This window comes from Entomohabitans teleogrylli (assembly GCF_001484765.1).
GTDB lineage: Bacteria > Pseudomonadota > Gammaproteobacteria > Enterobacterales > Enterobacteriaceae > Entomohabitans > Entomohabitans teleogrylli.
Window position 1 is genome coordinate 1 of the sequence record NZ_LLXO01000025.1, and the last position, 14,080, is coordinate 14,080.

The window sequence follows — 14,080 nt, forward strand, 5'->3', positions numbered from 1 at the left end:
CAACCTTTCAAGGTCATATGTCAGATCAAGTCGCGACTAATACAGCTAAAGATGTAGGCGCTCATGTGCTCTCAATGCCTTCAATAAAGCCGCTATGCGCGAACCGGCACATCTGGTAGACTGTTCTCAGTGAGTCAAGCAAACTGCCTACTTTTCTAACTTTTAATCATGAATAACCAGCGCCTTGAGTATAGCTGGTTCGAATATACTCGTTGATTCACATCAGATAATGAGTGTATAATTCGGTAGATAGCTTGGGTTCGGGAACAGTGAATGCCTTAAGTTTCAAAAGGTTAGATTAACCTCTTGACTGTGGCCCCCGCAACCAATCTCAGAGTCATCTCTTTTTTCCCCTGAAAACTTCTGTGTCTTAATTCCCTGTATTTTTATTTTCCCCACTATACTCGTTCTACCCTCTACTGACCCTCAACATCTCTCTATGCTTCGTTCTGCTGCCCTGCTGACGCTGGCATTGACTGCCGCGCACTCTGCCGTCGCCTTTGATGACACCACCCCGTTACTGTGGAACCAGCCTGCCAGCCAGGCCGCTTGTCCCGTCGGGGATGAGGCCCTGTGGGTCACCTGGTCCGGCGGCGAAGCCTGTATTCGCTATTTCTCCGCCGGGAAAATTTCCCAGGCAGACCCGGTGCTGCTGGTATTCCGCGGCGATCGCGCCTACCGCAAGGATCGCGATCCGCAGACCATTCCGGGCAATACCGTCAGCGAGCAGCGCGACTACGCCAGCAAAATTGCCCGCATTGCCGGGATACCGGTAATTGTTGTCGCGCGCCCCGGTACCTGGGGATCCAGCGGTAATCACCTGCAGCGCCGACAGCAGGCGGAGTTTATGGCGCTGAATGCCGCCGCCGACGGGCTGAAAGTGCGCTACGGGATTCACCACTTTATCCTCAGCGGCACCAGCGGCGGAGCGACGGCGGGCGCCGCGCTGTTGGCGCTGGGCAGAAAAGATATCTCCTGCGCAATACTGGCCTCCGGAGCCTATGGCCTGGTGGAAAGAGCGCAAATGCTGCGCGCCGCCCACGGCTGGCCATCGCGTCCGGGCCGGGATACAACCGGATTACTCAATCCCTGGGATCCGCTGGACCACGTCGACGGTGTCGCCGCCGATCCTCAGCGACTGATCATTATTGTTGGTAATGAAAAAGACCAGGTGACCCCCTTCATCCTGCAGAAAAAATTCGCCATGGCGCTGAAAGCCCGGGGGCACCGGGTACAACTGGAAACCGCATCAGCCGACCCGTCTGCCTATCACTCGCTAAAAAATAATATCAGCTACCGGCTGGTCGCCGACTGCCCCTCATCCGGTTAAATCCAAATATATCAACGATATATCCTGAACCTCGGATATTATTGATCTACCGGAATAATTATCAGGCGTCGGACACCATCAGGTGTATTTCAGCACCGGCGACGCGTCGGAGGCGTTATGGCAAATTACCCGCAAACAACCGTCGGAGAGGCTATCTGGCATGCCGAAGAACTGGCCGGCGTCACCGGAGGACAATGGAGACAACCGCCGCCCGCCGGCTGGTCCGCCACCGGGCTGTCTATCTGGGCGCCGGCGATGCAGCCAGGCAATATTGTGGTGGTGCGCACCCAGGATGACAATTCCGGTATCCCGCCCACTTCGATTCCGCGTCTGAAATCGCCACCTGCGGCAATAATAGCCACCGCCGGGCGGCTGGAGCCTATCGCCGGTATCCCCCTGCTGGAGGTGCAAAGCAGCGAAGAGGCGATTCTCGCCCTCGGACGCTATGCCCGGGATCGTATGACGGGCAACATCATCGGTATTACCGGCAGCGCCGGAAAAACCACCTGCGTCGCCATGCTGGCCGCCGCCCTTGCGCCGTGGGGCCCGGTATGTAAAAGCGCCCACAATGCCAACCTGCCGCGGGGTGTGGCGTGGAATCTGGCGTCAATGCCCTGGAATACGCCGCAAATCGTTCTTGAAATGGCCATCGGCCGCATGAAAACCAGTACGCTGATGGCGCGGCCGCAAATCGCCATTTTTACCAATATTCAACCCGCCCATCTTGGGGAACGCAGCACGCTGAATGATATCGCGCGCGCCAAGAGCCTGATTTTCGTGGGGATGACGCCGGGCAGTACCGCCATTCTCAACCGCGATATGCAGGAGTGGCAAACCGTCCACGATGCCGCCCGGCAGCGCCAGTTGAACATCGTCCACTATGGCGCCAGCCCGGAATGCGATATCCGCCTCATCGACTACGACCCCGGCGAACGGCAGGTGACAGCCCGTATCGGCGATCGGGAAATTCGCTATCGCTGCGGCGCTGACGGCAGACATATGGCCCTTAACAGCCTTGCGGTACTGGCGACGGTGCTGACGCTGGGCTATCCGCTGGAGCCAGCGATTGAACAACTGGCCCGTTTTTCAGCCCTGTCCGGGCGTGGAGAAGAGCTGGAGCTAACCCTCAATGGGCAGCAACTCACCATTATTGATGACGCCTATAACGCCAATCCGGGCTCCATGAAGGCGGCGCTGGAAAAGCTCAGCGATAAGCGCACCCATCAGCGGCGTATCGCCGTACTGGGTGAAATGGCGGATCTCGGCCCCGGCGCCCTGAGCTACCACACCGATCTCGCGGAACTGATTAACCACAGCGCTATCGATCGGGTTTATCTGGCGGGAGAACTTTATGAGCAGTGCTGGCAGTCGCTGGCCGACGATCGGCGGGGAGATTTTGTCGCGACCCCCGGTCAATTACGGGCGGTACTCGAAAACCAGTTGCAACAGGGGGATGTGGTGCTGTTTAAAGGTTCCAACAGTACCCGGGTTTATGAACTGGTGAGCTGGGTTAAATCCCACGGCGGCACAGGCTAAGCGCGCCGCGCCAGGGTGCTACTGTCGGCAAAGTAGGCTTTGATGCCGGCCAGAATCGACTCCGCCACCTGCTGCTGGAATGCCGCGGTTTTCAGTTTACGCTCCTCTTCAACGTTACTGATAAACGCGGTTTCCACCAGAATGGACGGAATTTCCGGCGCTTTCAATACCGCAAAGCCGGCCTGATCGACGCGGTTTTTATGCAGTTTGTTGATATTCCCGAGGCGATTAAGCACCTCTTTGCCGAATTTCAGGCTGTCGTTGATGGTCAGGGACTGCACCATGTCCAGCATCGTATGGTCGAGATAGCGATCGCCGCTCTTGCTGACCCCGCCGATCAAGTCCGCGGCGTTCTGGGTTTCCGCGAGATATTTCGCCGCGGCGCTGGTCGCGCCTTTGGTCGACAGCGCAAACACCGAAGAGCCGCGCGCCGAGCGATTGGTAAACGCATCAGCATGAATCGATACGAACAGATCGGCGCGCTGTTTCTGAGCCTTCGCCACCCGCACCTTCAGCGGTATGAAGATATCTTCATTGCGCGTCATGTACACCTTCATATTCGGCTCTTTCTGAATCAGCGTTCTCAGGCGACGGGCAATTTGCAGCACCACGTCTTTCTCACGAGTTTTATATTTACCGATGGCGCCAGGATCTTCGCCGCCATGACCGGGATCCAACATGATAACGATCGGCCGATCGCGTCCGGCTTTACCCGGCTGCGGCCCGGCCGGCGGCACTTTTTTATCCAGCTGGCCGTTATTGTAATCCTCCAGTAACGCCAGCAGCGGATCCTGTTCGCTGTTGGTGTTGGCCGGGTACAGATCCATCACCGTACGCTCTTTAAATTCCGCTACCGGCGCCAGAGCAAACAGATGCGGCGTGACATTCTGCTTCAGTTCAAACACCAGACGCACCGTCTTTGGATCGAACTGCCCCACCCGGGCCGATTTAATAAACGGATCGTCACCGCGGATCTGACCGGACAGCCCTTTAAGAATCGAATTCAGCTGTACCCCTTCCAGGTCCACCACTACACGTTCCGGATTGCTCAGCGCAAACTGGCGGTACTTCAGCATGCGGTTGGATTCCAGAGTCACGCGCGTATAGGTAGAGGACGGCCAGACGCGCACGGCGATAACCTGGCTTGCGCCCGCGGCCAACCCGACCTGACTGACGCTCAGTAACCACATGGCGCCCGCGCCCTGTAACAAACGGCGGCGGCTGATAGCAGAACTGGATCCTGACATGCTTCTCCCGGACAAATTACGCGTACTCCGGCGTGACAATATAAAAATGTGGACCAAAAACTTTAGCGAAACATGCCGTTACTGTCATCTATAAAAGGGTAAACATTCGCATAGAGACGTCATTTTGCCGCTTATCTCCCGTTTAGTTTGCCGGCAAGAGCATCATCCATGAAACAAACCTTTGTCATACTGCCTGATACCTTATGAATAATTCTGGGTGCGGATCGGCGAAAAGTAAAAATGCCCACGATAAAAATTGCGCTTGCGCCGCCGTCGATAAAAGAATAAAAATACAATAATTTCGAATAATCATGCATTGAGAGGTAGTGCCGTGGTGAAGGAACGTAAGACTGAACTGGTTCAGGGATTCCGCCATTCTGTTCCTTATATTAATGCCCACCGGGGCAAAACCTTCGTCATCATGCTGGGTGGAGAAGCAATTGAAGATGAAAATTTCTCCAGTATTGTCAATGATATAGGACTACTACACAGTCTGGGTATTCGCCTGGTGGTGGTCTATGGCGCTCGCCCGCAGATTGACGCTAACCTTGCCTTACACCACTGCGAGCCGGTTTATCACAAACACACCCGGGTCACTGACGCCCGCGCCCTGGAACTGGTTAAACAGGCGGCCGGGCTGCTGCAACTGGATATTACCGCACGGCTTTCCATGAGCCTGAATAATACTCCTCTGCAGGGCGCCCATATCAATGTCGTGAGCGGTAATTTCATTATCGCCCAGCCGCTGGGGGTAGACGATGGCGTGGACTACTGCCACAGCGGGCGCATCCGCCGTATCGATGAAGAGGCGATCCACCGCCAGCTCGACAGCGGGGCTATCGTGCTGTTGGGCCCGGTTGCGGTGTCGGTCACCGGCGAAAGCTTTAACCTGACCTCTGAAGAGCTGGCTACCCAACTGGCGGTCAAGCTGAAGGCAGAGAAAATGATTGGCTTCTGCTCTTCCCAGGGGGTCACCGACGCTGAAGGAAATATTGTTTCCGAGCTGTTCCCCAACGAAGCGCAGGCCAGAGTGGAAGCCCTGGAGGAAACCGGCGATTACCACTCCGGCACCGTGCGCTTTCTGCGCGGGGCGGTCAAAGCCTGCCGCAGCGGGGTTCGCCGCTGCCACCTGATCAGCTACCGGGAAGACGGTACGCTGCTGCAGGAGCTGTTCTCGCGCGATGGCATCGGTACCCAGATAGTGATGGAAAGCGCCGAGCAGATCCGCCGGGCGACCATTAATGACATTGGCGGGATCCTGGAGCTCATCCGCCCGCTCGAACAGCAGGGCATCCTGGTGCGCCGTTCCCGCGAACAACTGGAAATGGAGATCGACAAGTTCACCATCGTCGAGCGGGATAATCTGACCATCGCCTGCGCGGCGCTTTATCCGTTCCCGGAAGAGAAAATCGGTGAAATGGCCTGTGTCGCGGTCCACCCCGACTACCGCAGCTCTTCGCGCGGCGAAATACTGTTGCAGCGCATCGCCGCCCAGGCCCGGCAAATAGGGCTTGAGAAGCTGTTCGTGCTGACCACTCGCAGCATCCACTGGTTCCAGGAGCGCGGCTTTACCCCAGTGGATATTGAACAACTGCCGGAAAGCAAAAAGCAGATGTATAACTACCAGCGGCGCTCCAAAGTCCTGATGGCCGATCTCGGCTAATCACAGGCGTTCCGGCATAAGCCGCAACGCTTTATTGACTGAACAGCGCCAGTAATCCGCTGCGCCGCTCGGTACGCGCGCCAATCGCTTTCGCCAGAACCCGCTCATCCGCATACAGCGACAGCCGCTGGCGGGCGCGGGTAATGGCGGTATAGACCAGTTCACGGGTCACCACCGGCGTTATCTGATCCGGCAATACCAGCGCGGCATGATCAAATTCCGACCCCTGAGATTTGTGTACCGTCATCGCCCAGGCCGTTTCATGGGCCGGCAGACGACCCGGAATCACCGATTTCACCGTTCCATCCGGCATCGAAAACCACACCCGCAGCCCGTGGCCAAAATCCAGCGCCACGCCAATATCCCCATTAAACAACCCCAGCGCGCTGTCGTTACGCGCAATCATCACCGGTCGGCCATGATACCAGCGCAGCGATTGCGATACCGGCCGCCGAATTCGCCGCTGACGCGCCAGCGCCTGTTCAATGCGCTCATTCAGACCGCGTACGCCGAAAGGCCCTTCACGCAGCGCGCACAGCAACTGAAACTCGCTGAATGCGGTAAGGATCGATTCCGGCGTCCCTCCCGCCAGTAGCTCCAGATAGCGCCGGTACCCCTGCACACACTGGTCAATCATCATCTGGTAATCCGCCGCCTGGCTCAGCGGATAGCTGACGATATCCTCATAACCGGCCGCCAGCGTGGCCCGGACCGCGCGAATATCGCTGGCGTTAACCGCCAGCGCCAGTTGACCGATCCCGGATTCGCGGCCAAAGCGATAGCTTTTCTGCAGCAGACACAGGCAATCGCGCAACGCCTGCGCCGTATCCCCCTCCCCGGCGGGAAGCGCGTAACCGGTAATCACGCTCAGTTCCTGCGCCCGTTCGGCGCTATAGCCGCGGTTTACAAAGTGACAGATATCCCCCAGTACCGCCCCCGCTTCCACCGAAGCCAGTTGGTCGCGATCCCCGAGGAAAATAACCCGGGCATTAGCCGGCAGCGCGGCGATCAATCGCGCCATCATCGGTAAATCCACCATTGAGGCTTCATCCACCACCAGCACGTCGAGATGTAGCGGGTTACCGGCATGATATTTCAGCCGCTGACTGTTGGGCTGAGCCCCCAGCAAGCGGTGCAGGGTGCAGGCTTCATCGGGCAACATCGCTTTTTGCTGCGCGCTGAGCGGCAAACACTGTAGCGCGGCGCCCAGGGATTCGGTGAGACGGGCCGCCGCCTTACCGGTTGGCGCCGCCAGTTGAATGCGCTGAGCGCCGGGAGACATCTGCACCAGCGCCGCCAGAAGCTTCGCCACCGTTGTTGTTTTGCCGGTGCCCGGCCCCCCGGAAATCACCGCGATACGCCGGGTCAGCGCGACGGCCGCCGCGACTTTCTGCCAGTCCGTCTCCTGCGTCGGGCTAAACAATTCGCCCAGCACCTCGCGCAGACGCGCGCTGTCCAGCGGCATTGGATGGTTTCCTTCCAGGAAGAAATGCGCCACATCCTGCTCGTAACACCACATGCGATTAAGATACAGACTGTCGTTATCCAGTTTCAGAGGCGTCGCCGCGTTCTCACTACTGACGGCAGGCGACGCCTGCAAATGCCGGCGCCAGGCCTCAGGTTCCCCCACCCGGGCAAACAGCGCGTCCACCAGCGCATTCTGGCGATGGGCAAAACAGCGCTGCGGATCGAGATTTTCCAGCGGCAGACAGACGTGGCCTTCTCCGGCATCCCGGCTGACCAGCGCCGCCGCCAGCATCACGATCGGCTCATCGTTAGCGGCCACCATCAGGGCGAACTGAACGTCCAGGGCGCGAAATAGCTTCTGCTCAACGGCCTGTAGCAGCAGCGTTTCCATCTTCGTCATGCGACATCGTCCTCCTGCCAGATTCCGGCAAACAGCGCATCCATGGCGTCAATCAGCGCCGGCTCTGGACAGGTGGAGAAAATCCCCTGACGGGAACCTCCCTCCTCGACGCCGCGCAGAAATAAATAGATAACCCCGCCGAAATGTTGCCGGTAGTCATAGCCGGCGATCCGCTGTCGCAGATAGCGGTGCAGCGCCAGAGTATATAACTGATACTGGAGGTCGTAACGATGCTCGCGCATCGCCTGCGCCATCGCCTCCTGGGTGTAGGCGTCGCTGCTATCCCCCAGCCAGTTGGATTTATAATCCAGCAGGTAATAACGCCCCTGCCAGCGGAACACCAGATCGATAAAACCTTTCAGCATTCCGCGTAGCTGGCGAAAATCGAGCGGCGGACAGTCGGCAGACAGCGGGTCGTAGCGGCGGATTAATGCATCCAGTTGCGTCGCCTGTAGCGGCCCGGCCACGGGCAGATAAAATTCCAGTTCGCTCTGGCGATCCCTGGCCGACAGTTGATGCAGCGACACCGCGCTGTCATTAAGCGGCGCCGCCAGGATTGACGCCAGCCAGCCGCTAACCACCGGCTGCCACTGCGCATCATACCCGGCCTGCGCCAGTTGCTCCGCCACCCACGCCTGATCCACCGGCTGGGTGAAATCCAGCGTTTCCAGCAGGCTATGTAAAAACGTCCCGGGCGACGCGCCGCGCGGGAACTGATGCGGCGTCAACGCCGATTGCGACGCCTCCTGCGCCTCGCCGGCAGCGTCGACGTCAAGACGCGGCACCCACTCCGGCGCCGCGCTGCTGCCATGCTGTTGTAGCCCGGAATAGCTGGTGACGCGCCAGTCATCGCCGACATCGCGTGTCAGATAACGCGCCTGCAACGCCGGCGCCGCTGGCGCCAGCGGCTGCCACGGCGCTTCATCCGGCGCCTGGACGGTTTCCAGGGCAATCGCCTCGCCACACAGGGACGCCAGCGCCTGTTGCAACTCTGCGGCCTCCAGCGCTTCTCCCTTCTGGATCAAAAAACCGATAGCGCTGAGGTGAAAATCGGAGACCCCTTTTTTCGCCCGGTTGCCGCGAAACAGCGGCGCGATCCCCAGACTGGCGTGCCATACCGAACGGGTAACAGCCACATACAGCAGGCGCAGATCTTCCGCCAGTCGCTCCTCCTCCGCCAGACCGAGGCTTTCCGCATCATTGCCGAGATCGAGAAAGGTTTCAAAGGTTTGCCGGTCATGGTACAGCGCCTGAGACTGGGCGCGATAGCTGGCGATAAACGGCAGCCAGACCAGCGGATACTCCAGCCCCTTCGATTTGTGGATAGTCACCACCTGCACCAGGTGTTTATCGCTCTCCAGCCGCAGTTGCTGGCTGGCGGCATTGCTGTCCGGTTCGGCGATGTTCTGCGCCAGCCAGCGCACCAGCGCATGCTCGCTGTCAATCTGGCCCGCCGCCTCCTGCAATAGCTCGCTGAGGTGCAAAATATCCGTCAGACGCCGCTCCCCCCCCGGCGTGGCGAGAATATTCTCCGCCACCTGACGACGCGCCATCAGGGCGCTGAACATCGGCATTACCCCGCGCCGCACCCACAATTCCCGATAACCGTCAAACTCTTCCACCAGGCTATCCCAGGCGGATTCTTGCTGGCTCAGGGCATCCAGCGCCGCAGCGTCCAGCCCGATAATCCCGGTAGCCATTGCGCTGCGCAGGGTGCTCTCCTTTTCCGGCGCCAGCACGGCCTGTAGCAGCCAGAGCATCTCCCGGGCTTCCAGGGTAGCAAAAACGCTGTCGCGGTTGGAAAGGTATACCGACTGAATATTCAGCGCTCCAAGCGCATCGCGCACGATCGCCGCTTCATTGCGGCTGCGTACCAGCACAGTGATATCCGATGCCTGGACGGCGCGAGACTGTTCTCCACGCCACAGCAGCGCTTCGCCGCGCTGGCCGGCGGCCAGCCAGTCGCAGATTTGCGCCGCGCACTGGCGCGCCATCACCTGTTGGTAATCGCTTACACCGACACCTTCCCCCGGCATGTTCCACAGCGTCATCGCCGCCTGGGCCTTCCCCTGCAGGGTGAAACACAGGCCGCTATTGCTGGCCGCCGACTTCACCACTAAAAAGGGGATCTGGCGGAACAGGAAAGCATTTTCCTGCTGGCTGAACAGCCGATTAACACAGTGAATCATCTCCGGTGAAGAGCGCCAGTTGGTATCGAGGGTGTAGTGAGCGCTCACCTCGCGACGCGCTTTCATGTAAGTAAAAATATCCGCGCCGCGAAAAGCATAAATAGCCTGCTTGGGATCGCCGATCAGCAGCAGCGCGGTTTGCGGCTGATTGAGCCACACGCGGCGAAAAATACGGTACTGCTGTGGGTCAGTATCCTGAAACTCATCAATCATCGCCGCCGGAAAACGCCGCCGGATCGCCGCCGCCAGCGCTTCGCCGCCGGGCTGGCGCAGCGCGGCGTCGAGGCGGCTGAGCATATCATCAAACCCCATTTCGCCGCGGCGGCGCTTTTCCGTCTCCACCGTATAGCGGATTTCAGAAATCGCCCGCGCCAACACCAGATCGCGCAGGGTCAGCGGCTCGCTAAGTAAGGCGTCAATGGCGCTGAACAAGGGATGGCGAGGCGGCGGCCCTTTTTTGGTCTTTTCATCAAGGAATGACTGGGCAAACTTGCCCAACGGATCGGGCAACTGATAGCTGGTAGTAGGCTGCCCCGCCCACTCACCGATTTTGTCCAGCCATGTGGGCAGGTTGCGGCTGCTGAAGCTACGCTTGTCAACCCCGGAATCGCTGATAAGCGCGGCAAGCTCTCCCGCCGCCGCCCGCCACTGCGTTTTTACCTCATCAATGGCGGCAACAATCTTTTCATGGCGGCTCAGCAGTGTCTCTTCCTGCGGCGGCTGGCGTTTGAGAAGCGGCTGCTCCCCCTGCAGGTAACTGTATATATCGCGCAGTAACGCCTCCGGGCCAGTCCAGATTTCACTGACCGCCTGCGCCACCGGCTTCGGCAGAGGATAACAGTGGCGTCGCCAGAAATCAGCGCAGGCCTGGCGGCGCAGATGGGTTTCATCTTCCAGCAGTTGCTGTTCAAACAGCATGCCCGACTCAAAGGCATTCAGGTTCAGCATGCGCTGGCAAAAGCCGTGAATGGTAAAGATTGCCGCCTCATCCATCTGCCGCTCGGCCAGCAGCAGAACCTGCGCAGCCCGGGCCAGGTCGTCAATCTCTTCCAGCAGGCGCTGAAACAGCGGATTGTCAGTCTGACCGCGCACGCAGGCGATGCGCAGCGCGTGGATGTTGGAACGAATACGACCTCGTAATTCTTCGGTCGCCGCTTCAGTGAAGGTCACCACCAGTAGCTCTTCCACCCCCAGCGGACGTGGGAACGCGGCGGCGCCGCCCAGACCAAGCAGTAGCCGCAGGTAGAGCGCCGCAATAGTGAAGGTTTTTCCGGTACCGGCAGAGGCCTCTATCAGCCTCGCCCCCTGAAGCGGTAAAGTTAACGAATCAAGGGGCTGCGCGGTCTCGTCAGTCATGGTTTTTCACTCATCAGGGGTAAAGATTGCTGTAGCTCGCTGGCATTATCCCAGACCTTCCAGCCCTGCGGATGCGCATATTCCGCTTTACCGCTGTGGCTGCCGGAAATTTGCGACAGAATCGCCATTCCCTGTCGCTCAATCACTGCCTGGCGGAAGAAATCCGCCAGCTTCGCCGGGGTCAGTTGCCTGATTTCGGCAATCACCTTAGCGCGCGAATCGAAGCGCATATTTGCGCGATCGAAATCTTTACTGAACCGGGACGCCTCTTCACCCAGCGTCTGAGGGGCCTGCTGCATCTGGTTAATCACCGCCTGCTGGATCTGGGCGAAGGTCTGCGGGTCCAGCTTACGCAGCCGCGCTTCCGTTGGCGGGAAAAACGCCTGATAGCGCTGCCACAAAAACGCCGGTTGCTTGTCGCTGCTCTGCAGCAGAAAACCGATACCCCACTGGCGGCCTACCGCCATCGGGAAGGCAAATACCGCGTAGCCCAGTTGCTCATTGGTACGCAACTGGTTATAGAACCACGGCTGGATGATTTGCCCGAGCAGCGCCCCATAAGCGGCGCTCTGCGCCTCGCTATATCCCGGCGGGACAAAAAGCGCCGCCAGCGCCGAATCGGTGCTGCTGCCGGCTTTTTCCATCACCGCGAGATGCTGTTTATCCACCAGCACGTCGCGATTGCGGCACCATTCGGTACCCTGAGCCGCCAGATCCTGCTGAACTTTGCGCGCCAGATCGATGGACTGCTGCGGCGTCAGATTGCCGACAATCAAAAATTCCGGCTTCGCATTGCGCCGCAAATTGTCGCGGTAGGCAACCAGATCGTTCACCGTCAGAGAAGGCAGCAGCGCGCGCCGCACATCGCGAGTAAAGTACGGCACCTGAGAAATCATCTGTACCGGCATAATAGCCTGGTCGTACGCTTTGCCCTTCTCAGCGGAATCAAGCATCTGCTGATACCAGGACTTCGCCTGTTCCAGTTGCGCCTGAGTCGGCGTAAAGCTGAAATACCCTTCCAGCAGCGCGCTGAACAGCGCCGGCAGATGCTGAGTGTAACCATTGGCGCTGACCATCAGACCACTGTTGGCGTTGGATGAGAAGCTGATACCGCCTACCGCCGCCTGGTTGCTGAGTTCATCCAGCGCCAGCCCGGCCATATAATCGTTGAGGGCAAACAACACCTGATTTCTGGCGCTATCCATCGCCCGGGGATTACGCAGCACTACCGTCACATCCGCCTTTGGCTCGCTGGCGAAGGCTTTACTCGGCATATACAGCACCCTCAGCCCCGGCTCCTGTACAAGAAGCTCAGGATGGGACAGGCTCTTTTCAGGCTTGATCAGCGTGAAATCATCAGGAATGTAAGGATTAAGCTGCGGCAAACTGAGGTTAATCGCGCGGCCTTCCCGTTGCCATGTTTCCAGCGTCTGGGGAGTGATTTTATTGACCTGATAGGGCGCCTCCACGAAGTAGGCGACTTTGTTGTGCGGCTCCTTCGGGCTGATATACCAGATACGCGCATTTTGCGGCGTCATCATGGCCAGACGCGCCTCGACCGCCTGGGGATCGTAACGGTCGGCAATGTTTACCGCATCCAGAGTGTGGGCGACCGGTACCCGCAGCATGGTGTCAGCCAGCCACTCCACATAGTCCATATTGCGGTTAATGGACGGATAGCGAAAATCCAGATCCAGCACATGGGCCAGCTCATCAAAATAGCGTTTATCTATCCCGTCCTGACGCAACAGGTTGATATAACTGAAAATCGCCGCCACGACCCGATCGCGTTCCGCCAGCCCTTTATCGGTCAGGGATACCGAGATGGCAAACACCCCGCCATTACCGGTGACCACCGGATCGGAGTTGGCGCGGATACTGTCAGCCAGCCCCTGTTTTTGCAGCAAGTCGGACAGGGTATTACTGCTGCGGTTGCCAATCATGTAGCCGATCAGTTCATCGGTCTTACTGCGAAACTTATCGCTGTTATTTTCAATCCGGAATTCAACGCGCAGCACCTTGCGAGGCTGGGCGGGGACATAGTGAATGATGATGCCCTTCCCGGCATCGGTCACCACCGGTACGGTTATCTGCGGCTCGGTGATATTTTTATTTTTAATACGCCCGTAGGTTTGAGTGGCGATACGCGCCAGCTCCGGCAACGATTGATTACTGTAGATAACCGCCTTCATCAGGTTGGCGGAATAATATTTATCCCGGAACGCCACCAGCGCGTCATGCAGCTTACTGCCGGGCTTATCGCGCAGGGTTTCAAGGTTGCCGCCGGAAAAACGCGCCCCCGGATGGGCGGGGTTAAGGGTTTCGGCGCTGACCTGGGCCATCCGCATACCGTCGCGGGAACGGGCCATAGTCAGTTCCGCATTTACCGCATTGCGCTCCCGTTCAGCGTATTCAGGGGAAAGGTTCGGTTGCGCGATGGCGTCCGCCAGCCGGTCCACCGCCGGCTCAAGGGCGTCGTTTTCCACTTCCAGATAATAAGCGGTACGGTAGGGCGCGGTGCTGGCGTTATGACTGCCGCCGTGCAGTTTCAGGAATTCGGCAAGACTGTCCGGCTCGGGATACTTTTTCGATCCCATCAGGATCATATGTTCCAGGTAGTGAGCCAGCCCCAGATGATCGTCGGGATCTTCCAGCGACCCCACCGGCAGCACCAGCGCCGAAAGCGATTTGACCGCCTGAAGGTCGCTGACCAGTAACACAACCATACCGTTATCGAGGCGCACGGCCTGATACTGACGGTTATCTTTGTCACTCTTACGAATTGTTTCCTGAACAGGTTGCCACCCTGTATCAGCCTGACTTACCGGTGTCCAGAGGGCAGCAAGTAAAACAAGCAACTTCAACCAGATGCTGCATTTAGGCATCGCAAAC

General features: G+C 58.5%; 7 protein-coding genes. 3 read left to right on the forward strand and 4 right to left on the reverse strand.

Translation table 11 applies throughout. The annotated features are described in order from the left end of the window. The first annotated feature begins 439 nt into the window (after nt 1–439). Nucleotides 440–1,330 carry a hypothetical protein gene (locus AQ981_RS21035; RefSeq protein WP_058913726.1) on the forward strand — a complete coding sequence of 297 codons (891 nt, stop codon included), beginning with the start codon at nt 440–442 and terminating at the stop codon, nt 1,328–1,330. A gap of 117 nt (nt 1,331–1,447) precedes the next feature. After that, a complete protein-coding gene (locus AQ981_RS21040; RefSeq protein ID WP_058913727.1) occupies nt 1,448–2,866 on the forward strand; it encodes a UDP-N-acetylmuramoyl-tripeptide--D-alanyl-D-alanine ligase in 1,419 nt (472 codons plus the stop codon). Here AQ981_RS21040 and amiC read toward each other — a convergent pair. After that, nucleotides 2,863–4,113: an N-acetylmuramoyl-L-alanine amidase AmiC gene (amiC, locus tag AQ981_RS21045; protein ID WP_058913728.1), complete on the reverse strand. Its 1,251-nt coding sequence runs from the start codon at nt 4,111–4,113 to the stop codon at nt 2,863–2,865. The two genes, AQ981_RS21040 and amiC, sit on opposite strands and share 4 nt — an antisense overlap. Before the next feature lie 331 nt (nt 4,114–4,444). Here amiC and argA point away from each other — a divergent pair, with 331 nt between their 5' ends. Next, nucleotides 4,445–5,776 (forward strand): amino-acid N-acetyltransferase, encoded by a 1,332-nt coding sequence (gene argA, locus AQ981_RS21050; RefSeq protein ID WP_058913729.1) that lies wholly within the window; start codon nt 4,445–4,447, stop codon nt 5,774–5,776. 31 nt (nt 5,777–5,807) lie between these two features. Here the strand turns inward: argA and recD are convergent, their stop codons facing one another. From recD to ptrA, 3 genes are read right to left on the reverse strand one after another with little or no spacing between them, the layout of a single operon-like run. Further along, nucleotides 5,808–7,643, reverse strand: coding sequence for an exodeoxyribonuclease V subunit alpha (gene recD / locus AQ981_RS21055; protein WP_058913730.1), 1,836 nt, complete (start codon nt 7,641–7,643; stop codon nt 5,808–5,810). Then, entirely contained in the window at nt 7,640–11,188 is a 3,549-nt protein-coding gene (recB, locus tag AQ981_RS21060) for an exodeoxyribonuclease V subunit beta (protein WP_058913731.1), read from the reverse strand. Before recB ends, recD begins: the two co-directional genes overlap by 4 nt. Continuing rightward, nucleotides 11,185–14,073: a pitrilysin gene (gene ptrA, locus AQ981_RS21065; protein ID WP_058913732.1), complete on the reverse strand. Its 2,889-nt coding sequence runs from the start codon at nt 14,071–14,073 to the stop codon at nt 11,185–11,187. The genes recB and ptrA overlap by 4 nt, the downstream gene beginning before the upstream one ends. Between the last annotated feature and the right edge of the window lie 7 nt (nt 14,074–14,080).

Coding starts and splice junctions, on each gene's coding strand:
- AQ981_RS21035 (WP_058913726.1), top strand. CDS start 440: ATGCTTCGTTCTGCTGCCCTGCTGACGCTGGCATTGACTGCCGCGCAC.
- AQ981_RS21040 (WP_058913727.1), top strand. CDS start 1,448: ATGGCAAATTACCCGCAAACAACCGTCGGAGAGGCTATCTGGCATGCC.
- amiC (WP_058913728.1), bottom strand. CDS start 4,113: ATGTCAGGATCCAGTTCTGCTATCAGCCGCCGCCGTTTGTTACAGGGC.
- recD (WP_058913730.1), bottom strand. CDS start 7,643: ATGACGAAGATGGAAACGCTGCTGCTACAGGCCGTTGAGCAGAAGCTA.
- recB (WP_058913731.1), bottom strand. CDS start 11,188: ATGACTGACGAGACCGCGCAGCCCCTTGATTCGTTAACTTTACCGCTT.
- ptrA (WP_058913732.1), bottom strand. CDS start 14,073: ATGCCTAAATGCAGCATCTGGTTGAAGTTGCTTGTTTTACTTGCTGCC.